General features: G+C 69.2%; 13 protein-coding genes. 8 read left to right on the top strand and 5 right to left on the bottom strand.

Going from position 1 to position 22,809, the window contains the following annotated elements:
• Positions 1-278 precede the first annotated feature (278 nt).
• The gene (locus tag ACWIHY_RS37300) at positions 279-3,461 is read right to left on the bottom strand and encodes an AAA family ATPase (protein WP_454381011.1); all 3,183 of its coding nucleotides are present in this window, start codon (positions 3,459-3,461) and stop codon (positions 279-281) included.
• Positions 3,458-4,744, bottom strand: coding sequence for a metallophosphoesterase family protein (locus ACWIHY_RS37295; protein ID WP_454381010.1), 1,287 nt, complete (start codon positions 4,742-4,744; stop codon positions 3,458-3,460). The genes ACWIHY_RS37300 and ACWIHY_RS37295 overlap by 4 nt, the downstream gene beginning before the upstream one ends.
• 134 nt (positions 4,745-4,878) lie before the next feature.
• On the opposite strand from ACWIHY_RS37295, the gene ACWIHY_RS37290 reads away from it, so the two are divergent.
• The 8 genes from ACWIHY_RS37290 (at position 4,879) to ACWIHY_RS37255 (ending at position 15,164) form a co-directional block, all read left to right on the top strand.
• Complete coding sequence (locus ACWIHY_RS37290) at positions 4,879-5,739, top strand: hypothetical protein (protein WP_454381008.1); 861 nt, start codon at positions 4,879-4,881, stop codon at positions 5,737-5,739.
• A 32-nt stretch (positions 5,740-5,771) separates the two neighbouring features.
• Positions 5,772-6,905: a hypothetical protein gene (locus tag ACWIHY_RS37285; RefSeq protein WP_454381007.1), complete on the top strand. Its 1,134-nt coding sequence runs from the start codon at positions 5,772-5,774 to the stop codon at positions 6,903-6,905.
• Entirely contained in the window at positions 6,902-8,416 is a 1,515-nt protein-coding gene (locus ACWIHY_RS37280; RefSeq protein ID WP_454381006.1) for a hypothetical protein, read from the top strand. The genes ACWIHY_RS37285 and ACWIHY_RS37280 overlap by 4 nt, the downstream gene beginning before the upstream one ends.
• Positions 8,413-9,744: an AAA domain-containing protein gene (locus ACWIHY_RS37275; protein WP_454381005.1), complete on the top strand. Its 1,332-nt coding sequence runs from the start codon at positions 8,413-8,415 to the stop codon at positions 9,742-9,744. The genes ACWIHY_RS37280 and ACWIHY_RS37275 overlap by 4 nt, the downstream gene beginning before the upstream one ends.
• Positions 9,745-9,775: 31 nt before the next feature.
• Positions 9,776-12,037, top strand: coding sequence for a Helicase associated domain protein (locus tag ACWIHY_RS37270; protein WP_454381003.1), 2,262 nt, complete (start codon positions 9,776-9,778; stop codon positions 12,035-12,037).
• Positions 12,038-12,193: 156 nt separating this feature from the next.
• On the top strand, positions 12,194-12,892 hold the full coding sequence (locus tag ACWIHY_RS37265; protein WP_454381001.1) for a restriction endonuclease: 699 nt from the start codon (positions 12,194-12,196) through the stop codon (positions 12,890-12,892).
• A gap of 243 nt (positions 12,893-13,135) precedes the next feature.
• Positions 13,136-14,155, top strand: coding sequence for a hypothetical protein (locus ACWIHY_RS37260; RefSeq protein ID WP_454380999.1), 1,020 nt, complete (start codon positions 13,136-13,138; stop codon positions 14,153-14,155).
• A 79-nt stretch (positions 14,156-14,234) separates the two neighbouring features.
• Positions 14,235-15,164, top strand: coding sequence for a hypothetical protein (locus ACWIHY_RS37255; RefSeq protein ID WP_454380997.1), 930 nt, complete (start codon positions 14,235-14,237; stop codon positions 15,162-15,164).
• Positions 15,165-15,236: 72 nt separating this feature from the next.
• Here ACWIHY_RS37255 and ACWIHY_RS37250 read toward each other — a convergent pair whose 3' ends face one another.
• The 3 genes from ACWIHY_RS37250 to ACWIHY_RS37240 are packed head-to-tail and all read right to left on the bottom strand — an operon-like array spanning position 15,237 to position 22,260.
• A complete protein-coding gene (locus ACWIHY_RS37250; RefSeq protein WP_454380996.1) occupies positions 15,237-17,864 on the bottom strand; it encodes an RNaseH domain-containing protein in 2,628 nt (875 codons plus the stop codon).
• Positions 17,858-21,115: a hypothetical protein gene (locus ACWIHY_RS37245; protein ID WP_454380994.1), complete on the bottom strand. Its 3,258-nt coding sequence runs from the start codon at positions 21,113-21,115 to the stop codon at positions 17,858-17,860. Before ACWIHY_RS37245 ends, ACWIHY_RS37250 begins: the two co-directional genes overlap by 7 nt.
• On the bottom strand, positions 21,112-22,260 hold the full coding sequence (locus ACWIHY_RS37240) for a restriction endonuclease-related protein (protein ID WP_454380993.1): 1,149 nt from the start codon (positions 22,258-22,260) through the stop codon (positions 21,112-21,114). The genes ACWIHY_RS37245 and ACWIHY_RS37240 overlap by 4 nt, the downstream gene beginning before the upstream one ends.
• Between the last annotated feature and the right edge of the window lie 549 nt (positions 22,261-22,809).

Genomic DNA, 22,809 nt, shown 5'->3' with positions numbered 1-22,809 from the left:
TCCTCCGGATACGGAGACTTGCGTCCCACCTGGACATCCCTCCCTGGACCATCAAGATCCATTGTCAGGGTGTCCACTCCAAAGGATCAGCCTCAGTCCACTTCGAGCCGGCTCCGTAGGAGGAACGTGGACCGCCCCTGGGTGGATTGGGCCCCAGGGGCGGCGCCGCCGACCACAAGGCATATCCGTCGCACCGGGCCCCTGAACCCGGAGAAGTGACTTTCGGGTGGCGCGCCGAGGCCGGGGCGGAGGCTAAACGCATTTGAACGCGCTGGTGGTCATGCCAGGTCTGCGAGATTGTGCAGGTCGTCGCGGGCGAGGCTGTCGCGTTCGGGCGCACTCAGCCAGCGTGCCTGGGAGCCGCGATGGTCCTTTTCGACCCACAGCACATCGTGCACCGTCTCGGCGACCGGACGCAGGTGGCTGATGACGGCCAACAGGGTGTTGGTGCCGACGTGCGTGCGCAGGACCTGCAGGGCGCTGTCGAGGGAAGCGCTGTCCAGAGTGCCGAAGCCTTCGTCGAGGAAGAGGCTTTCCATGCGGGTGCCGCTTCGGCCGTGCATCTCCACCAGCGCGAGGGAGAGGGCGAGCGAGGCCTGGAAGGTCTCCCCGCCGGAAAGGGTGCGTGAGCTGCGGCGGGTGTGGCTGGTGAGGCTGACGATGTCAAAGTCGTCGGCGAAGCCCAGCCGTCCGCCGGAGAGCTGCTGCAGCAACTCACTGCCGTGCGCGAGCAGGGCACGGGTGCGCAGGTCGGTGAGGTGGCCGAGGAACTTCCCGTCCGTCATATGGGTGCTCACCGCCTGCCAGGCAGCTAGCTGGCGCTCGCCTGCAGCCAACGCATCTGCCAGTCGTTCCTTGTGGGGAATCTGGGACTCAGCCTTCTCCGCGTCGTTGAGGGCGTACTCGGCTTCGCTGCGCAGGGTGCCGGCCTGGTTGCTCAGGCCGTCCAGGAGGGTGGGGTCCAGCGGATCCGTGTCACCGGTCACCTGCAGCATCGAGGTGCCGGGGTAGGCGTCCGCCACCTCTTGGCCATGCGCGGAAAGCCGCGTGGTCAGCTCCGCCATGGACGCGCGCGCCGCGGTGTCGTGTCCGTCCAGCGCCGCCAGCAGCAGGGTACTGGCGGTTTCGAGGGCTGTGGCGTACTCCTTCGCGGCTGCAGGGTCGCTCGCCGCGGCTGGGGAAGGCAGTGCGGGGCGTTCGGACTCCTCGACCAGTGCTGCAGCGCTGATGGCGCTGTCAGCCCAGCGCTGCAGCCGTGCTTCGAGCTGTTGCAGGGGGTCAGTGATCTCGCGCTGCCGGCGTTCGGCCAGTTCGCTCTGCTCGGTAAGTAGCTCCTGCATGCGTGTACGCAGCTCTTCCTGCCGTTCGGCCAGGTCCTGCTGGCGGCTCTGTTCGTGCCGCACCGCTTCGGCCGCAGCTGCCAGGTGGTCCGCCGTGGGGAGTTGCGGAGGCCGGGGCAGCGCGACCTGTACGGGTTCGGGTACTACGGACAGGCTTGCCAGCAGGCTGCGTCGCTCGTTTTCCAGGTGCTCGCTCCGTTTTCCCGCCTGCTCGCGGGCTTTGCCTGAGGCCTGCGTGGCTTTTTCCAGCGAGGTGCGCTCCGCGCCCAGCTCGGCTTGTGCCCGGGACAGCTCCCTCCTGCTGGCGTCGGCCGCTTCCTGCGACTCAACGACGCGACTGCGGGCGACCTGCAGGAGGTCACCCGTCAGGGCCTCCCGCTCGGCGGCAGTCGGCTGTGCACCGTCGGCCATGCGGGCAAGGGCTGCCGCGACCGTGGTCTCCAGCTCCTCGGCGAACACCGCCGGCTGGGGGTGCTCCGTGCGCGAGGCGAGCTCCAGCGCCTGCTCACGCACCGCCGGAAGGGACGCTCCGAACTGAGCAGCGGCTTCCTCGACCTGCTGCTCGTGTTCCTGCAGGGTCCGCTGAAGCCCTTCCACCTCGTGCGTGTGACGGGCGTGTTCCTGCTCGGCGCTGCTCAGTGCAGCGGAGGCCTTCTTCACCGCGGACGCGGCCTGGGTGAGAGCTTTGCCGTCCTGCGGCTGCGGCGGCTGGTAGCCCTCGGGCAGCGGCCGGGCGCAGACGGAGCAGCCGTCCCCGGGACCCAGCCCACCGCCCGCCGTGTGCGCGGCCTCCCGGCGACGGATGCCGTCCAGCACGCCCTGCGCCTCTGCCATCGCGGTCCGCGCTTTCTCCGGGTCGCTGCTGGGAGGAGCCTGCAGGAGGGTGCTGAGCTTGCTGCTGGTGATGGTGCGGTTGGAGCGCTGCTGGGCCAGTACGCCGGCCGCTTCACCGGCGTGCCGGACGGCGGTCGTCAGCACCTGCAGCACCGCGTCGGCGGCAGCGGCATCCTCGTCAGTGTCCTGCGCCTGCCCACGCAGCTCGGCGATGTGTTTCTCGGCGTTCTCCAGTTCGTCGGCGCGCCGGGCCAGGGCTTCTTCCTCGGTCGTGAGCTCGGCCAGGAACTGGGCGTGTGCCGCTTGTCCTTCCGCGAGGGTGCTGAGCCTGCCGGGCATGTCCCTGAGGACCTGGGCGGCTGCCGCCAGGGTGTCGGGAGCCAGGCCCGCTGCGACGGCCTGCTCCTGCTCGGTAGCGACAGCCGTGAGGCCGCCCTGGACGGCGGCCTCGGCTGCGGCGTTGGCCTCCTGCAACTGCTGCAGTTCGTCCTGGGCCTGCCGGACAGCGGCCGTGATGCGGCCGTAGTCGGTCACGCGCCGCTCGGTGAGTTCAGCAGTGGCCTTCCCGCTGAGGCGGGCGTGCTGCGCCGTCTGTGCAGCCTCGGTCTGCAGCCGGCGCAGGTCGGCCAGCCGGTCGTTGAGGTCTGCGGCGCCAAGGGAGGCTTGTTCGTACCGTTCCCGGTCCGCTTGGGCCTGAGTGCCCGGGTCGGTGAGCAGCCGGGCGTCTTCCTGCCGTGCCTGGCTGATGAGGTCCTTGATTCGGCTGACGGCTCCGTCGGCGAGCTGGCGTACCCGCTGCAGCTCGTCGACACCGAAGAGGGACTTCAGGATGCGGGCACGCTCGGCGTCACGCGCGTTGAGCAGGTCACCGAAGCGTCCTTGCGGGACCAGGACGGAGGATTTGAAGGTGATGTAGTCGATTCCCAGGAGCGCGCGGAGGGCTGCGTCGACGGCGCGTGCGCCGTCGGTGTGCTTGCCGTCTGGGTCAGTCAGTCGTGCCTGGGCGCCGCGGGTGGCATGGAAGACGCGGTGTGCCCGCCATTCCCGGCCGTCCACACGGAACACGAGGTCGACGCTCATGGCCTGGCAGTCGTCGGAGCGCAGCTGGGCCGCCTGGTCGGTGAAGGAACACCTGCCGTACAGGGCGACGGTGATGGCTTCCAGGATGCTGGTCTTGCCCGCGCCGGTATCGCCGAGGATGCCGACAAGGGTCTTGCCGGTGAAGTCGATCTCGCAGGTGCCGGGGTAGCTGCGGACCCCCGAGAAGGTCAGACGGACGATCTTCATGAGGTGGTCTCCGTACCGCCGTGTGCGCCGCTGCTCCAGGGGGTGGTGATGGCTTCGGTGAGCAGATGCTCGGCGGGGGAGGGGGGTGGGACGGAGTCCGGCGTGTTCAGCAGGTCCGCGAAGGCGGCCACGACTTCGTCGGCATGCTGCCCGGGGGTGCTGGCTCCGGCGAGGTAGGCGCTGAACGCCGCAGTGACGTCGAGTTGTCCGTCGTCGGCCGCGTCGGCGCCCGTCAGGACGGTGGCGCGGGTGGCTGCGCACTCTTCCTCGAAGTCCACCAGGACGGCGCCCGGCACCAGGTCGGCGATCCGTTCCCCGAGCCGGGGGACGGGCTCGTCAGTGCGGATGACCGCCTTGAGGTAGGCGCCGGTGTACTGGGCGGCAGCGGCGCCGAGCTCCTCGAGGGTGCCGTCGAAGCGGGCCAGGCGCCGTCCGGAGTGCAGGGTGTGCGGGGTGGTGAGCGTGCGCCGGCCGGGGGCCGCGTCGACGACGGTGACGCTCTTTGTCTCCTCGCTCTCGCCGAAGTCCATCTGCAGGGGGCTGCCGGCGTAGCGGGCGGGCAGACGCCCGCTGCCGACGGGCTGGGGTTTGTGGATGTGCCCCAGGGCGCAGTAGGCGACCTGCGGAAGGGCGTCCGCTGCGGCGGCGTAGGGCTCGCGTGCCTCCCACATCCGCTCGCTGTATGAAGGAACGGCGTTGGCCACGTACTGGTGGGCGGTGAACAGCAGCACGTCACGGCCGGGGTCGTAGCCGTCGAGCAGCCGGGCGAGCAGCCCGTCCTGCAGCTCGCGCAGACCGGCCGCGTAGGCGCCCTCGGTGGTCCCGAAGCCGGGGAACAGGTGCAGATAGCGGTTGGGGTGCACGTACGGCAGGGCGGCCAGGCGGATGCGCTCGTGTCCGTCGCGGCTGTCGAAATCGAGCACGATGCCCGGTTCCGTGTCGCCCCGGCTGTGCACGAAGTGCAGGCGGCCCTGGTCGGCGTTGGGCCGCAGCGTGCACACGTAGCCCAGCAGGTCGAAGAGTTCGGGGGAGTCGTGGTTGCCGCCCAGCACCACGGTGGGTGCGATGCGCGCGAGGCCGTCGAGGCAGCGCATCGCGCGCAAGATGTCCTTGTGCGCGGGCCGGTAGGTGTCGAACAGGTCGCCGCTGTGCACAATTAGATCCGGCTGCACGGAGTCCGCTATGGCGGTGATCTCGGCCAGGACGGCGTCGAACTCCTCGTCCCGGGAGCGGCGCCCCAGGGCGCGGCCCAGATGCCAGTCGGAGGTGTGCAGGGCTTTCATGAACGGCTCTCCTCGGTGAAGGCAGCACTGCCCGATGCCCCCTGCGCAGCGGCAGTTGGCGGAGTGCCGACGACTCTACAACAGCAATCACAGGAGAAAACTGGAAAACCTTGGAATGCGGTAGGGTGGTTGCCATGCACGAGCATCTGGACGCACTCGAACAACGCATGCATCAGCTGCAGCAGGCCATGCGGCGCGCCCAACTGGCCCGTGACAGCGACCAGGTCAAACAGCTCCGTGACGAACTGCGGCGCACCCAGCGCGCCTGGGACGCCCTCTTCGCGCAGGCCGAAGAAGGCGAGGAGAGTAACGCTCCCGACAACGGCGAGAACAGCGCTCCCGCACAGGCCGCCCCCGCGGAGCCGCAAACTCTGCTGCCCGCACGCGAACAGGTCCACCAGGTCCTGACCCTGCTCGCCGTGCCCGCCGCCCCCAAACTCATCAGCACCGTCCACGAAGCCTTCTTCGCCGGCGGATTGGCCCCCTCCCGGCTGACCAGCCTGCGCCGCGACGAAGAACGCTCCTACCGCAGCGCCCCCGGCGCCCGCCCCTACTACCTCTGCCCCGCACTCACCTCCGACCTGCTCTCACCCGCCCGCGGCCTGCTCACCGTCAGCACCTGGTCCCTGGAACAGCGCATCGTCGGACCACTCAGCGCCCGCGTCCACTTCCTCACCAGCGCCCTGAACATCGCGGACGCCGCCGAACGCCTCGACACGGCCACCCTTCCACTGCCCGCCCGCCAACTCCTCGTGCGCTACGCCCAGAACATCCCCGGCGCCCAGCCCCCCCTACCGCACACCAGCACGGCCGGCACCCCCCTCGACCTGGCACTGCTGCGCCGCGCCGCCGAAGACGAACTCACCCTCCACACCGCTAGCGACACCACCACCCGCAGCCAGGCTGCCGCCCGGGCCCGCAGCCAACTCGACGCCGCAGCACTGCTGTTCGGAGGATCCTTCCAGTCCGCCCGCCGCCTGCGCTCCGTCACCTGACCGCCTGCGCTCCGTCCCCGCAAGGAAGATTCGTGAGTCAGCTCAACGACCGGCTCGCCGCGCTGCGCGGCCCCGCCCCCGCCAAAGGGCACGACGCCCGCACCCTCGCGGCCCTGACCACCAACCCGGGCTGCAACCGCCGGGCCCTGCTCGACGCCGCTGGTATCGACAAGGACGCCATCGCCGTCCACCTGGGCAAACCCCGCCCGCTCGCCAAGTCCTCCCTCGCCCTCAGGAGCGGAGCCACCTTCGAACAGCAGGTCAAGGCCGACGGCTGCGCCGAACTGCTACGCCTGCTGCGCGACGTCCTGAAACTGCCGCTGCCCGAAGCCGCCCACACCGACCTCGCAGTCGTCGGCACCCAGGACGCCTCCCACCAGATCCGCTACACCCACACCCGCAACGCCGTCCTGGAAGCAGCCCGTTCCACCAGCCCCGCCCGCACGCTGCTGGACCACCCCATCCTGCAGCTGACCGTCGCCGGCAACCCCGTCTTCCTCGAACCCGATGTCGTCGCCTTCCAGATCGACGGCGTCTTCCACATCATCGAGATAAAGTCCTTCGCCATCGTCGACGACCAGGCCAGTCCGGTGAAAGTGGGCGCCGCTGTCACCCAGGCCGCCGTCTACATCCTCGCCCTGCGCGAACTCCTCGAAAAGGAGGGCATCAACCCCGACCAGGTCTCCCACGACGTCATCCTCGTCACGCCCCGCAACTTCACCCGCCAGCCCACCGCCAAGGTCGTCGACGCCCGCAAGAAGATCGCCGCCCTCACCCGCCAACTCAACCGGCTCACCCGCATCGAACCGCTCCTCGACGTCCTGCCCGCCCGCACCACCTTCGATCTCGCCCTCGACCAGGGCGAACGGCCCACCCGCGACCCCAAAGAACTCATCGCAGCCCTGCAGACCACCACCACCCGCTACACCCCCGCCTGCCGCCACTTCTGCGACCTGGCCTACGTCTGCCGCGGCGAAGCCCGCGACGACGGCCTGATCGACGTCCTGGGCAGCGACATCCGCGACGACCTCGGCGGCGTCGATCACATCGGCACCGCCCTGCGCCTCGCCGAGGGAGTCCGTGAGCCCGCTGCGGACCAGGCCGACCTGGCCGCCGCCCTCCAGCACGCGCACACCGTCCGCACCCAATTGCGGGAGTCCGCATGAGCCGGCTTTCCACCCTGCTGCGCCTCGAGGCGGCCGAGACCGAAACGGTGCAGGACGCCAGCATGATTGGCCATTTCCACCTCACCAACCAGCCGCTGATCTTCCTGCCGCTCAACCGCTCCGGCACCGAGGCGAACCCGCTGGCCGTCATGCTCGGCAGTGATCCGGGCCATCCCCGCCTCCTCGTCGCCCCGCCAGGCGGTCGACCCCCCGCGTTCCGGGAAGAACTGGCCGACCACGTCCTCACCTACATCAACAGCTTCCAGAACACCGAACACCTGCCCGCGAAAGGCAAGAAGCCCTCTCGCGAACGTCATACCCATGCCCCTCAACTCCTGGTCGCCAACCGCAAGTCGATCCCCTACGTCCAGCGGCTCGGCCGCGCCCTGCGCTTCACGGACACGCCCGACGGAACCGATCCGGCCCGCAGCGTCAGCCGCCTCGGCCAGTGGCTCACCTTCTTCGCCGACCACGCCGAACATCCCGGCTCCGCCTTCCTGCTGGCATTGACCGACCTGCTCGCCACCCGCTGGATCACCGGCCAGAGCCGCCTGGAGGACGAGCACCTGGCCGCCCTCCTCGCCTGGATCGACCCACCACCCGGAACCACGGGCCTGCGCGCCGCCTTAGAGGCCGAAAACCCCCAAGCGCCCGGCCCCGACGGCCGACTGCACCGACCCGCCGGCCCAGCCGCCGACCCCTCCTTCGACAGCTTCGAACTCGACCCCCTGTTGACGGCCTACGACACCGCCATCAAAGAGGGCAACGCTGCCGCGACACTCCGGCTCACCGACCGGCTGCACGCCCTCCTCCACGATTACCTCAAGCCCACCTGGGACGACACCTGGCACGCCCTCGGCCTGCTGCGCACCTCACCCCTCACCCAGGACGCCCAGCGCCGCTGGGCCGCCGACCGCGACCGCTTCACCGCCTATAGCACCTACCTCGCCGAAGACGGACGCCCCCAGCCCCGCAAGGACGACCCCGTCTCCGCCGCCCGCCGACTCGCCCGCATGGAACTGGCCCAAGGCGCCTTCGACGCCCACCGCGCCCTGGAAGACCCATTCTTCATGGCCGAACGGCGCACTACCGGAGAAGCCCTCACCGGCACCGTCACCGACGTCGACGCCCACCACACCGTCCCCGGCGCCAGAAGCCCCAAACTGCGACCGCGCCTGACCCTGCACACCACCGACCCGGTACGCCTGGACGTCGGACACTTGCTCGCTGGACCCCGCAACCCCCGCGTACACCTCGCCGTGCGCGCTATCACGCCTCACGGCCGGGGGACGGACCTCCTGCTGGAGGTCACCACCCTCACCGGCACCGTGAACAAACCCAGAACCGACTCTGTCCCCGACGTCGGAGACACGCTCGAGCTCACCTTCGCCCCCGAATTCTTCAGCCGGCCCCCGTTCCCCAGCCGCGAGAACACCCCCTGGACCCACGGCGGCCCCCAGCACAACCATCCTGCCGCCGCCCTGGAGAAGACCGAGGAACCCCCGTCATGACCCAGCCCTCGATCCCGCCCGCAGAACTCGCCAACGCCGCCGTCGCCAGCATCCTCACCGCACTCACCGCCGGCACCGACCAGCCTCTGGTCGTCGACTCGCCCCCGGGCGCCGGGAAGTCAACCCTCGTCGTACGCGCCGCCCGCACCCTCGCCGCCGCCGGTGAACGATGCATCATCGTCGCCCAGACCAACCACCAGGTCGACGACCTCCTGATCAGCCTCGCCGACCCCGCAGCCCCCCGGCTGCGCGTAGGACGCCTCACCGGAGGCACCTACGAGGCACCCGAAGAAATTCTGGCCCTGACCGACACCATCATCCGCAAGGACATCAAAGACGTCCTCTCCTGCGACGTGATCATCGCAACCGCCATGAAATGGGCCTACGTTGACGGACCCCGATGGCAGTGGGCCATCATCGACGAGGCCTACCAGATGCGCTCCGACGCCCTCCTGCTGATCGCCAATCTCTTCGACCGCGCCCTCCTCGTGGGCGACCCCGGACAGCTCGACCCGTTCTCCATCGTCAGCACCCCCCGGTGGACCGGCCTGCCCCACGACCCCATGAACAACGCCGTCACCGTCCTGACGAACCACAACGACACCACCATCCACACCCTGCCCGTCTCCTGGCGCCTTCCCCCCTCAGCAGCCAGCCTCGTGTCCCGCGCCTTCTACCCCTTCACCCCCTTCCACCCCGGCACAGCGCCCGCCACCCGCACCCTCACCCTCACCACGCAAGGCCTGCACGACCCCTGCGACGCCACCGTCGAGGAAGCCGCCCGCACCGGCTGGGCCCTGCACGAACTCCCGCCCCGGCACACCGCACGCATCGACGCCGAGGCCGCCCACGCCACCGTCGCCCTGGCCTCCCGCCTCCTGACCCGCGGAGCCGATGCCATCTGCGAGAAACACCCCGACGGCCGCCGCCTCCAGCCCGCCGACATCGCCATTGGCACCGCACACCGCGAACAGGCCCGCCACATCCAGCAGCTCCTCAACTACTCCCCCCACACCCGAGGAGTACGCGCCGACACCGCCAACCGCCTGCAGGGCCGCGAATTCGCCGTCACCATCGTCCTGCACCCGCTCTCCGGCCGCCGTGACGCCTCCGCCTTCCACCTGGAAGCCGGCCGCCTGTGCGTGCTGGCCTCACGCCACCGCCACGCCTGCATCATGGTCGCCCGCGCCGGCATCACCGACCTCCTCGACCGCCACCCCTCCAACGACCCTGTCCCGCTTGGTGTCCCCGCCAAGTTCCCCGACGGCTGGGAAGCCCACCAGCACGTCCTCGAGCACCTCTCCGAGCACCGCATCCCCGCCGCCTGACCAACCCCCTTCTGAAAGCCGCCCACTGCCCATGGCACCCAACGAGCTGACGCTGCGCCCCCACCAGAGGGACGCGGTTGCCGCAGCCACCCGGAACCTGACCCAGCACCCCCGCACAAGCGTGATCGCCGCCTGCGGCACCGGCAAGACTCTGATCGCCGCCCGCACCGCTGCCCGGACCGCACCACGCGGCCGTGTCCTCGTGCTGCTGCCGACGCTGGACCTGCTGTCCCAGACGATCCGCTCCTGGCGACTGGCCGGGCGTAAAGGCACCGCCGTTGCGGTCTGTTCCGCGCGGCAGGCACTCGACCACGAACCAGTCGGCGCCGACGTCCCCATGACCACCGACCCCGGTGAGCTGGCCGCCCACATCCGCAAGACGGGACCAGGCCCGGTAACCGTTTACGCCACCTACGCCTCCCTGACTGCAGTGGTCACCGCGCACCGCGACCACCAACTGCCCCCCTGGGACCTGATCGTCATCGACGAGGCGCACCGCACGGCCGGCCGTCTCGGCAAGGCATGGGCCGCGGTCCACCACGACGACCAGATCCCTGCCGCCCGCCGCCTCTACCTGACCGCCACCCCCCGCATCTGGGACCCCGACGAGACCTCGGACGGCGACGGAGCAGAGGCAGTGGCCTCCATGGACGACGAAGACCTCTTCGGCCCCGTCGCCTACCACCTCAACCTCTCCGACGCCATCGACCTCGGGCTGCTCGCCGACTATCAGATCCTCGTCCCCGTCGTCACCGACACGGACCTGCGCGACTGGCTCGCCACGGGAGCCGGAGCCGGCGTTGACGGACTGCGCCTGGCGGGTCGCCAGGTCGCCGCCCTGCGCGCCATCCACGACCACCGGCTACGCCGCATCCTCACCTTCCACCACCGCGTCGCCGACGCCCGCGCCTTCGCCACCACCCTGACGGACACGGCCGCCACCCTCCCCACCGAACTCCGGCCCGAGGGACTGTGGGCGGACTGGATCAGCGGCAGCCACGCCCCCCAAGTCCGCCGCCGCCTCCTCCTCGAGTTCACCTCCCACACCAGCCCCGACACCCCGGCAGTCCTGTCGAACGCCCGCGTCTTGGGGGAAGGTATCGATGTCCCCGACATCGACGCCGTCGTCTTCGCCGACCCCAAAAACAGCCCCGTCGACACCGTCCAAGCCGTCGGCCGCGCCCTGCGCCAAAAACCCGGCGCTGGCAAGAAGGCCACCCTCGTCGTCCCCGTCTACCTCACCCCAGACGAAGACCCCGACGACCTTCTGGGCGCCGACGCCTACACCCCGCTGTGGCGCACCATCCAGGCCCTACGCGCGCACGACGACCGCCTTGACGCCCGCCTGTCAGACCCCCGCACCAACCGCCCCACCATGCCCGGCGAAGACCCCGAAGCCTGGCTCCGCTTCGACCGCCCCACCCAAACGGAAGAAGTCGCTCTCGCCCTCTCCCTGCGCGTCCTCGCCCCCAAGAGTGCCGAATGGCGTCGCGGCCTGACTGCAGCCCGCAGCTACCGCCACACCCACCACCACCTCGACGTCCTCCAGACCTACCAAGACCCCACCGGCTACCCCCTGGGCCGCTGGCTCACCTGGCAACGCCACCTCCGCGCCAAGGACACCCTCGACGCCATACGCGTCCACGCCCTCGAACGCCTCGGCATCATCTGGGACCCCCGCCAGCAGGCCTTCGACCGCGCACTGGCCCACGCCGCCGCCTACGCCGCCCGCCACGGCCACCTCGCCGCACCTGTCGAGGACGTCCATGACGGCTTCCCCCTCGGCCGCTGGCTGGCCACCCAGCGCACCCGCGCTGAGGCGCTCACCGACCAGCGCGCCGCCGCCCTCACCGCTCTGGACCGGTGGTGGAACCCGCCCTGGCCGATCACCTGGCAGCGGACCTACCACGCTGCCCGCCAGAGCCTGGAGCGCAACAGGACGACGGCTACCGAAGAAGAGAAGTGGCTTGAGGCCCAGCGCACCCGCTCCGACCGCCTTCACCCCGAACAGAAGAGCCTGCTGAAGGAGCTGGGACTCGCCGACCTGCCCGGCACGTCCGCCTCCCCGGCAGGGAAGAACCACCTGCCGGCACGGGAGCGTGCCTTCCAGCGCGGACTGGCCGCCGCACAGGCATTCCGCGCGAGAGAAGGCCATCTCAACGTCCCCCAGCGCCACATCGAGAAGATCGAAGGCGACCCCGTGCGCCTGGGCCAGTGGCTGAGCAACCTGCGACGCCGGCGCTCCGGCCTCAGCCAGCACAAGCAGACAGCACTGGCCGAACTCGGCCTGTAAACAAGGCGAGCCCACCACCTCGAACAACGACCGGCGCCTGCAGGGGACGAGAGGTTCAAGCCAATGGCCGGAACCGCGACCTGGTGAAGCCGCTCAGCATGCCCACACTGCACAGAAGGGAGGAACCGATTCGGCCCGGCGCGAGAGGGGGCGTACATGGCGGCCAAACGCAACAGCAGAACTGCCCGCAGACTCCGCACCGCCCGATACAAGGCGGCAGCGGGCGCGCTCGCTGCACTGATCCTGCTGGCCCTGCTGCACCCCATGATCTGGCTGTATATCGGCTCAGTCCTTGCCGCCGCGGGAGTCAGCTGGATGGCCTGGCGGCTATGGCGCACCGACAGGCTGATGCGCAGCAAGGACGCCACGTGGAGACGGCAGGAACAGATCACAGCGGGCCGGCGGACGCTGGCTGTCATCGACACACTGTCCGGAACTCAGTTCGAGGAAGTGGTCGCAGAGTTGTGCCGCCGTGACGGCTGCACACAGGTACGCACAGTCGGCGGTACCGGAGACAACGGAGCCGATGTACTCGGTCGACTGCCAGACGGCCGGAGCATGGTGATCCAGTGCAAGCGATACGCACCCCATCGAACGATCGCCAGCCGCGAAGTACGCGATCTGCTCGGAGCGAAGGTGCATTTCGCTGCGGATGTGGCCATCTTCGTCGCGACCACACGCTTCAGCCGCCAGGCCGAAGCGTTCGCCGTCGGCCACCAGATCCTCACCCTGCACCGTGACTTCTTCGGCCTGTGGAACAACGGGACACCGCTGTTGTCGCTGGCCGAAGTCAACGGACGCGGACAAGGAGGAGCCACCCACCGGTCACGCTGGAAGCAGACCTACTCCAAGTGACCTCATACCGGGCCCGTGAGCGGCGAGACGGAAAGTCTGAGCGAGGAGCCGGACGGCCGTGCGAGCCCGCGGCTCACCCAGCCTCAAAGTCGCGCCTTGCCCGCACTACGTCCTCGCGGACTCTTCCGGACAAGGCTTGGACACAGCGACATACTTCCCACCCGCCCCACAGTGCATGCCAGTTCAGATATCACCCGATCGTGCAACAGACCCGTTGTCAGAGGCGGCGTGTAGCGTCCGGCCGTGACTTACGGACTGACACGCCTGCTGCGTACCGAAGACGACTGGTCGGACTTGCTGTGTTTCCTCACCGAACTTGATCCCGAGCCGCTCAGGTCGGCCTTGCGCCTGGCTCAGGGCACGATCACCGTCCGGCGCGAGGTCCGGGTGAAGGCACGCAGAAGTGCGCCTACCGGTCGGGTCGACTTCGTCGTCCTGCTGGACGGCGTCGAGCGCGCGTTGATGGAGATGAAGCTCGGCACCGGTGCTCACGGCGAACAGTTCGCGGCGTATGACGCCTGGGCGGAGGCGAAGGGCATACCGGCAGCTGATCGCTACCTGGTGGGCCCGAATGCCGATCCGATCCCGGACGGCCCGAGTACCTGGTCCCGTCGGCTCACTTTCGACGGTCTCCTCGGCGGCTGGAACAGTTCATCGGACGACCTCGCCCGGCTGCTGGCCATCCGGGCGCATCAGCAGCTCGTGGTGCTGCAGGCCGAGGCGACCGGCCCGGCGGACCAGGCCTCGACTGCGCTCAGCGACGCACTGCGGCTGCGGCGACTGGCGCGCTTCACGCAGGCTGCCGCCCCAGAGGGCACGGTGTTCAACTTGCGGCAGCGCTCCCAGATGGGAGCTCCGAACATCTGCGCTTGGCGGGAGACGGAAGACGGCTATGTCGTCGCCGAGATCCAGCGTCTGCAGCCCAGACGCGGAACGGACAGCCCCTTCGAGATCCGCATCATGGTGCAGACGCCGGAGGCCACTTCCACCGCCAACGGATCCCTCGCGGACCGCCATCAGAAATGGCTCGCCCGCAACAGCTTCGTCCAGCACGCAGGCCACAGCGTGCAGGCACTCGTGATGGATCCGCAGGGCGACGGATTCAAGAAGAAGCCAGGACCGAAGGGCCATCCGCAGTACTACGGATACGAAGGTGGCGGGCACGGAAGTTCTGCAGTACTCCAGGATGAGGTCGACCTGAACGACATGGTCACGGCGTTCTCTGCCCTCCTGGATTACCTCGCCACCTACCCAAAGCAGTAGACCCAGCCAGAGCGCGCTCCCGACGGCGGCCCGCCCGCCGCCGATCAAGACCACGTCAGCCCCCAGAAGAAAGATGGCCGTGCCCCCTTCGATTCCCGCCAGCGTCGCGGCCGCTGACATGCGACGGCTGGGCAACGCCGAGCCCCTGGAGCCCTACCCAGGCCGGGCCCGCGAACCCTGGATGTGCCGTCACATCCCGTGCAAGCAGGTTATCTATCCGAACCGCAACAACGTGATGAGCGGGCAGGGGGCCTGCATCTGGTGCGCGCCGAACGCCCCGAAGAACCCGAAAGAAGCTGCGGCGGCGATGCTGGAACACGGCTTCATCGTGCTGGTGGACTTCCTCGGGACCGGTAAGCCGTGGCTGTCGCAGTGCGTCGCGGCCAGGCACATCGTGGCCCCACGGTACGACAACGTCACCAGCCGTGCCGGCGGCTGCCGGTTCTGCAAGCGGTACGGCCCCGGAGACCCGCACGAGGCGGTTGCCGACATGCGGGCCGTCGGCTTCCGCCCGCTGGAGCCGTTCAAGAACATCTCCTCGCCCTGGCTTTCGCTATGCGAGCGGTGCCAGAAGATCTCAGCCCCCAGACTGAACAACGTCCGGAACAGGGGCGAATGCTGCCAGCACTGCGCTCGCTACGGGCTGGACCCGGGCGCCCCGGCCCGCCTGTACGTCCTCTCCCACGCCGAATACGGCGCCGTGAAGATCGGGATCACTGGACTGCGGACCCGCGAGGACCGCGTCGTCCGGTTCCAGAGCCACGGCTGGATGCCGTTCGCTCAGATCCAGTTCACCACGGGCGCGGACGCCTACCGCGTGGAGCAGAGGGTGATCAAGCTACTCAGGGCTGAGGGGCACCCGGTATTCCTCAGCGACGCACAGATGCCGATCGGCGGCTACAAGGAGACGTTTGACGCGGCGCGGGTCTCCGTCGGACGGCTGCTCGTGCTTGCGGAAGAAACGGCAGGGGGCGGCGTCGTCAGGCCGCGGTCCGCAGGGCCCCGGTGACGCGAGCGAGCCCCCGCACTGCCGCGAGGCGCTCCGGCAGCAGCCCGCGAAGCCCACGCCACGCCATACGCACTACCCGCCGAACCCGTCTTGATCGACGAAGCTGGGATGCTTCTCATCAGCGCTCTTGGCCAGATGCAGCGGCGCAGGAAGGTTGGTGCGCCCGTCCCACATCGCCGCCTGCTCCGAGACCCGGGCGGCAAGACCGACCAACTGCTCCTCACGCCAGCCACCACGGCGGGCAACCACGTATTCGGTGCGGGTCATGGCGTGGAAGGGAGCGCCCATCTGGGCCAGTTGACCGCTGGGCAGGGTGCGACGCGTGTGTTCGGTGCCGGTGCGCTGACCGCCGGCGTGCTGGCGGGACTGCCCGGAAAACAGCCAGGACACCGCGCCCTCATAGTCGTGGCGGTAGATGATCTTCTCCGGCATGAGCGGCTGCCGCGGGTTGTTCGGCAGCCTGCCCCCACCGCCGGTGCGCCGCGACGGCTGAGGCGTGCCCTGCCCGTTGCCTACCCGCACGACTGCAACATCCCGCCCTTGGGTGATCAGGCTCTGCCCGGGAACAGTGCCGTCCCCGATCCGGTCATTGCACAGCCCTGGCCAGAGCCGCTCACGCTCCTCAGTGAAGAGAATGATCGGAAACTTGTCGCCGAGCCCCGTAAGTGCCCGGTGCACGTAGGTGCGCACGTTGGCCGGGCCCCCGTGGTCCTCCCGCAGGTGATGCCCCTTCTTCCCGATGGCACCGGCATGGTGCAGGGCCCGCGCCTGGGCCAGAGGGAGCCAACCCTGGTCGCTGTACATGAGGGTGGGCCAGTACGCGTCCTCGCCGAGTGGGATGCGCATGGCGACCAGCGTGATGGCCAGCACGGCCGGTTTGCGGGGGCGGCCGGGACGTTCATCGAAGCGGTGATAGCGGGTCCACAGACCCACTGCCACAGCCTCCCGGTCCAGAGCCGTGTCCTTCGCATTGCGGTGGAAGGCGGTGGCGGCCAGGCGGTTGTCGATGATGCCGGAATCGGAGTGCAGGCTACCGAGCGCGATCTGCACCGCGTGGTCGTCTTTGTAGGCGACGTCCGGCTCCGGCAGACCCGCCTTGAGGGCCCTGGCCCGCGCGACTTTCTCAGGCGTGTTCAGCCGGTACGGGTCGCCGGGGTCGGAGTCCATGGTGATGAACTGCGAGGGGATGCCGCGCTCGGCGAAAAGCCCTTTCAGCGCGTGCTTGGCGTCCGTCACCCCCGCTTCCTTCTCCTGCTCGCTGGGGTAGCGCGTCTCGCACAGGGCCGCGACCAGGGACCGCCCAGCACCGGGCTTGAACCAGGGCAGCGTGTTCAGAATCAGACTGCGGTCGTGGCTCCCATGGCGGACCAGCTCGGGCAGCCGCACCGCCACGAGCTCATACCCGGGCGCCAGGACCACCGGCTGCTCATCGGGCAGCTCGGCCAGCTCGGGCCGCGCGTAGTCGCGGGCCAGCTGCCCCATCACCCGCCTGTGCCACTGCGCCGACTCGTACAGCACGACGGCCCGCACCGTATCGAGGCGGGCGCTCGTCATGGCGTCGGCCATCTTGTAGGCCGGAACGTAGGGCGGCAGGCTCTCGCCCGGTTTGCTGATCTTGATGGATGTTCCGGAGTAGACGACGGGCTCCTGGCCAAGGACGTGCCCGGCGTGTTCCTCGAGCCGGGCGTGGAACATCGCCCCCGCGCCCTTGTCGATCGGGTGCTTGCCCGTGCGGTGCACCCCGCGCACCTCTGCCAGTTCGTCCAGCCCCGTCAGGGGCGGCTGGGGCAGGCGGCCGACCCCGCAGGCCTCGACGATCTGTGCCGTCGCCCCGCGGTAGCGGACGGCCGCGGGCTGCATGAATCCATCCGGGCCCTTCTCCCACCGGGTGGTGATCGGGGCCTTGAGGATGATGTCCGGGTTGACGGGATGGCACAGCAGGACGTTGCGGATGCCCTTGTAATGGGTGGCGACGCGCGAGATACGCGCCGACAGATGCGCGATGAGAGTCTTTCCGCCGGGGGCGGGTTCGACCTCGATGTGGATGCGCTCCATGGCGTAGCCGGCGATGCGCCGGCGTTTGCCGCTCTCCTCGTCGATCCACGTCCGCTCGTGGACCAGCGGGGCCTGCCACGCCAGCAGGTCGCCCTCACTGTCGAGGTGGAACCGCAGCGCAGGCAGCGACTCGTCGAGCGGGAGCGGCTGGGCGGCCAGCATGCTCGCCAGCCGCCACCCGGCCACCCTGAACGCCCAGCGGGGACCGGTGATCCGCCCCATGGCGTCGCGGTGCAGCAGCGAACTGAGCGGCTGGGGCCCCTCATCGGACAATTGCAGCAGGGCGGAGAGGGTGTCACGACCCTCATGCCCGTCCAACCGCGTCTCCCACTCCCGCATCAGAGTGCGCATCACGGACCCGTCCAGCGACCCTGGAGTGACGATCACGCTCCGTCCGGCCCACCGGCCGGTTCTGGCGGGCCGGTCGGGGTTGGTGAACACCAGCCGCTCCCCGGTCACGGCACGCGCCGCTGTCTGCAGGGACGCGATCGGCTGCACGGCGTCCTTCCCCCGTGGCCTCGGCAGCCGCCGCCAGGCCGGCGCGAACGCCTCGTCCTGCGGATAGACGTACACCGTGCCCAGCAGCCGGTCATCCAGCGCGAACGACAGGGTGAACAGGCGCCTGGGCTCGTCACTACTCACCATTCGCTCAGCTCCTCTTCCTCGTATCCGGTGGGGGAGTGCTCCGTCAGCCCCAGCAGGGCATCGGTCATGGTGGTGCGGTAGACGGCGTCGATCAGCGGCATGTGGTCCTCGGCCTGCCATTTCCCGCGCAACTGCTCAAGAAGGGCGGGCAGCGTGGAGTCGGCGGCGGTGTGGGTGAAGGCGGCGTCCAGCAGTCGCAGCCGCCCGTGGTCCCCGCCGCGGCGGGTGCGCCCGCCCAGCTGGATCAGCCGGGTCAGGATCTCCGCGACCACGGCGAGTTTGACGTCCTCGCCCAGTGACTTGAAGTAGCCCTGCCCGCTGCGGATGTCATCGAAGATCTGGCCCGCCACAATCCGCAGCCGCTCCAGCTCTGCCGCGGGCTCTGGGCCGGGCCGCCGCCGTCGGTAGGCGAGAGAGTTGACCAGGGACAGCAGCACCGGGGGGTCTTCCATCACCGGAATGGGCCGGTTGACGAGGCAGGCCACATGCAGCAGGGAGCGCCCGTCACGGTCGACGATGTTCAGACCACGCTCGACCCGTGCCATGGGGGCGATCAGGTACCGGCACCGGCCGTGACCCACGGCGTGGGGGAACTGCTCGAGCCGGTTGCTGGGGATGGGCACCCAACCGGGCGGCATCCGCTCCAGCGAGGCCATCTCCTGCGGCCGCACCGCCACACAGATCTCCGACGCCAAGACCCCCGCCTCGATCATGCCGCGGGCGAGCGCGGGACCGGCGTCGTAGGCGGTCGGCGCGAGCAGCGCATACGCACGGTGCGCGGTCTCCGCATCAGCGGCCACTGCGTCGAGCTGCGCGGGAAGGTCCTGACCGACGCTGCGCCCCATGGCCGTATAGGCGCGCTCCCGGTTTACTCCATCGGTGCCGGACACCACGATGCCCGCCCCGTTGTCCTGGCCAGCCTGCAGCTCGATGGTGAGGCTTCCATTGACGTCGTCAGGCACGTACCAGGCCGGCTCCGGCAGGAGGTGATGGCGCGGCGCGTACGGCATGAACGCCGTGGCGGACATCCCGATCACCGCCCGGCGTGTGCCGGTATGGGCGAGCGTGCTCACCTCGCCCAGGTAGGCCAGGTGAGCGTGCGGATCTCCGACATAGGACTTCAGTCGTAGCGCCGTCTGGTGCCGGTCGCCAGGATCGAACGTCTCGGAGAACGCGAACAGCGCACGCCCCAATGGACCGTAGGGGGCAGCCCGCCACGGCACGTGCGATGCCAGCGCGTCCACCAGGCCGTTGCCGGCGGAGATCCCCGCCCCCTGCAACGGTGCAGCGACACCGACGATGCGGTGCAGGATGCTGCGCATCTCCTCCAGATACGCGCGCCGGGCCGCCAGCAGCGCCAGCGAGGACAGCCGCTTCTCGTCCCTCTCGCCGGTGATTGCCGAAAACGCTTCCCCGATGCGCTTCAAGGTGGCGTGGGTGAGCCGGTCCGACCCGCCGGCCAGATCCGTGACTGAGGACAAAAGCTCCCGCAGCTCGGTCAGCCCCTCGACCTCCTCAGCGAACTCCAGCGGCCCCTCCCGCTTGTACAGCTGGTTAACCGCCTGCATCTGCTGCTCACTGGGCCGCTCCCCAGCCTCCAGCCCGAAGATCCGGGAGGCGAACATCCCATCCCAGCGGCGCGGCACCACCATGCTGCGCCGCTCCCGGTCGGGATGGATGACACCGCCGACGAGGTGGGACACGTAGGACTCGGCTAGCCACAACAGGTGGTTGATCAGCGGCCGCAGGTACTGCTCGAGGCTCATCGGCAGCCGGTGGCAGTGCCGCCGGAACTGGCTGTCGAGCTCGCGTACCGGGGTGCGCTCCGCACCGTCCTGGGCCAGTAGCACCTGACGGGCCGCCTGGTCGAAAGCCTGCGCCTGCAGTGCATCGGCCTCGTCGATGATGACCAGATGGCTGCGGTGCAGCAGGAGCTGCTCGGTGGTCATGCGCCGTCCCGGGGCAGGCCGCCCCGCTACCGGCGCGTGGATGTGTCCGGTGAGGAAGTTCGCATGGTTGGTGACGAGGATGTCCGCCGACGCCGCGGCCCGGTGGTGGCGGAACTTCCCGCAGCCGCCGCGCCATGGGCAGGACAAGGTCTTGTCCGCTTTCGGCCCATTGGGCTTGAGCTGGTCGCACGGCTCCTGGCCCGGGATCCACGTGTCCACCGCTTCGGAGGAGGTGGTGGCGTGCCCGGTCAGGGGACAGCTGTAAGACATCTCCCGGTACACCCAGGTCCTGAAGTCCGCATCGTCCTGCGGGTTACCGGCCGTCTGCTCGGCCAGCTCCATCATGGAGGCGGGGGAGACGACCGGCGTGACCTGCGCGGAGACCCTCAGATCGGCCAGATCCTGCCGCAGCCGGTACACCGTGGCCAGGACCTGCGCGCTCTGCGGAACGACGAGAGAGATCACCCGGCCCTGCTGGGCGCACCACAGCGCGACGAGTTCACTCAGGACGTTCTTGCCCATACCGGTGGGGGCGTGGAAGACCCGCAGCGGCCCGGCCTGGACGCGCAGGAGGTCGCCCACATCTGTGCCGTCGCGGTTGCGGGCGTGCCGCCTGATGTCCGCGACCGCCTTGCGCCGGTAGTTCTGCCCGCGCAGCGCATCGAGTCGGCCCGCGATCTCGTCCAGGTCGGCGAAGGGGACCGCCACCTCGGCCGCGACCGGGGCGTCGCCCAGCTCGTGCACGACGCTGGGAGCAGGGGACCCTTGGTAGTCGAGGTCGTAGAAGACATCCACCACCCGGCCGGACGGGCTGAGCGGATCCCTGATCCGCAGGTCGCTGACGTAAGAGCCGGGCGGCGCAGGCTTGGGCAGCAACTGCCCCTTGGCCGCGTTGTCCTCGAGCTCGTCCAGCAAGGCATCGATGAGGGCTTCCTCATCGCCCACGGGCAGGATCAGCACCTGCTCATTCCCGTCGGCCGGGGCGAACTCGACCGCCTCACCGCTGTCCAAGGCCGCTGCCGTCTCCGCGACAAACACTGAATGGTGGGCAAGGACAGCCGGCCGCTGCCGCAGCATCCGCGTGATCCGCACCTGATCGGCCAGAGCCAGAGCAGACCAGCCGTCCCACAGATGCATCTGCCCCGTGGCCAGGAAGTGCGCATCAGCAAGATCCACCACACGCCGCCACGCCGCCTGCACCTCCACCGCCCGGTTGGGGAACACTCGCGCTGCCAGCAGGATCGCCGCCCGCAGCGTCAGCGGCACACTGACGGAGTACCTCGCGTTCTTCGGCGACGTCATGCGCCCGTCCTCTTCAACCGCCGGGTCACGGCCGCCTTGAAACGGCTGACCGTGAAAACGCTGTAGCGCTGCCCGTCAGCAGTCCGCAGCGCATCGAGCCCGGACTGCAGCTGATTGACCTGGCTGCGCCGATAGTTGGGCACGACGACCGTCTCCCCGGCAGGCGGCCTGTCGGTGATCGTCTGCGCGTCCTGGTGGTCCTTGACATCCACCCGCCAGCGATGCCCGTCCGCCAGGTAGACGCCGACATCCCACTCGTCCAGGTTCTCCCAGCGCTCGACCCGCACCCCGTCCTGCTTCTCCAGCCACTGCATCAGGCTCACCTCACTCAGTCCGGGACAGGTGATGTACCGCCACACCCCCCAGTCCAGGCACAACACGCCCTCCGCCGGCTCCGCAGCCGTCAACCGGCCCCGCCCACCGGTCAGTACAGGCGGCCCACCCCGCTTGCCACCGCCCGGGACAAGGCCGAACCGGCTCTGATGCGGCGGATACTCACACCGCAACTGCCCACCCCGCAGCACCATCGGATACCGGCACTGCGGACATGGCCACAACCACGACGACGCCCCCACCCACACCCGGTCCGAGGGAACAGGCCGATACACGTCCATTCGCGCCGCACCACGCCGCGAGTACTCCTCGACCAACGCCCGCTCCGTGCCGTACGGCACCTCGGTCAGCATGGTCCGCGCCGATACATAGCTGGTCTGTCCATCGGAGCGGATGTGCCGGAAGGCTGCCCGCTCCGTCTGCTCAGCCGTCTGCCGCACCCACGCAGGAAGCCATGTCCCACCGAGATCGAAGTATCCGTCGTCCCCGTACAAGGCCTCCAGATAGTTCATCCCCGCCTCGAATGCCTCCTCGGTCAGCTCACCGTTGTCCGTCAGGACAACCAGATCGCCCATGGCAGAAGGGAGTTCGTCCCACGCCAACGGAGTCCACTCCCGCAAGCGCACCGGCAGCAAATCGATCATCTCGGCGGGGGTCGAAGGGCCTGCCCCTACCGGCAGGCTTGATAAGAGCACCCCATGCATACGCGACAGCTCCCGCCATGCCCGAGGCTCCTCAACTCGGTTGATCCACGCTGCACCAGCCCGCAGAGCAGCGGTAATGATCTTCCGAGCGGCAACATGTTGACTCACAGACACAGCTCATCACCCCTCCACGCCCCACCAGTGGTATTCGGGGCTCATTCCAGATGGGCCAACAACTTCCGGAACATACAGGCTGGGTCTGACAACGCACTTCAAAACCGGCGAAGACGTGCCCCCGCGGCAGCGGGGTGCTACGAGAAACCGGACATGCCGGCAGGCATGTCCCGCAGCCTCGTTCTGTTGGCCCGTCAGGGCCAAAGGCCACTCGCCCGGGTACGCCAGAGGGGGACAGCAACCGGATAACTGTCTAAAAAATCCTTACGACATCACGGCGCCGTAGGCGCCGAGACACACCGAACCCCTGCCCGGCAGGGCAGGGAACCCGAACCTCCATCCAACACCCGACCGTCATGCCGCCAGGCATGACACCTGAGCATGCGACAGCGGGGCCGCCAGGCCCCGCTTCCTTTTTCCTTGTTGGCCCGTCAGGGCCAACCCAACCAACACACAGTCATGCCGCCAGGCATGACGACACGTCACCTTACGGGCCGTCAGGCCCGTGTTGGGCCGTCAGGCCCAACTGAAGAGCCGTCAGGC

Source organism: Streptomyces sp. NPDC055287, from assembly GCF_053646035.1.
Note: the sequence above shows the minus strand (reverse complement) of the source record. Positions and strands in the feature narration are given on the sequence as shown.

What these genes read in the sequence shown, in the direction of transcription:
- ACWIHY_RS37300 (WP_454381011.1), bottom strand. Translation starts at nt 3,461, where the DNA reads ATGAAGATCGTCCGTCTGACCTTCTCGGGGGTCCGCAGCTACCCCGGC.
- ACWIHY_RS37295 (WP_454381010.1), bottom strand. Translation starts at nt 4,744, where the DNA reads ATGAAAGCCCTGCACACCTCCGACTGGCATCTGGGCCGCGCCCTGGGG.
- ACWIHY_RS37290 (WP_454381008.1), top strand. Translation starts at nt 4,879, where the DNA reads ATGCACGAGCATCTGGACGCACTCGAACAACGCATGCATCAGCTGCAG.
- ACWIHY_RS37280 (WP_454381006.1), top strand. Translation starts at nt 6,902, where the DNA reads ATGAGCCGGCTTTCCACCCTGCTGCGCCTCGAGGCGGCCGAGACCGAA.
- ACWIHY_RS37275 (WP_454381005.1), top strand. Translation starts at nt 8,413, where the DNA reads ATGACCCAGCCCTCGATCCCGCCCGCAGAACTCGCCAACGCCGCCGTC.
- ACWIHY_RS37270 (WP_454381003.1), top strand. Translation starts at nt 9,776, where the DNA reads ATGGCACCCAACGAGCTGACGCTGCGCCCCCACCAGAGGGACGCGGTT.
- ACWIHY_RS37265 (WP_454381001.1), top strand. Translation starts at nt 12,194, where the DNA reads ATGGCGGCCAAACGCAACAGCAGAACTGCCCGCAGACTCCGCACCGCC.
- ACWIHY_RS37250 (WP_454380996.1), bottom strand. Translation starts at nt 17,864, where the DNA reads ATGGTGAGTAGTGACGAGCCCAGGCGCCTGTTCACCCTGTCGTTCGCG.
- ACWIHY_RS37245 (WP_454380994.1), bottom strand. Translation starts at nt 21,115, where the DNA reads ATGACGTCGCCGAAGAACGCGAGGTACTCCGTCAGTGTGCCGCTGACG.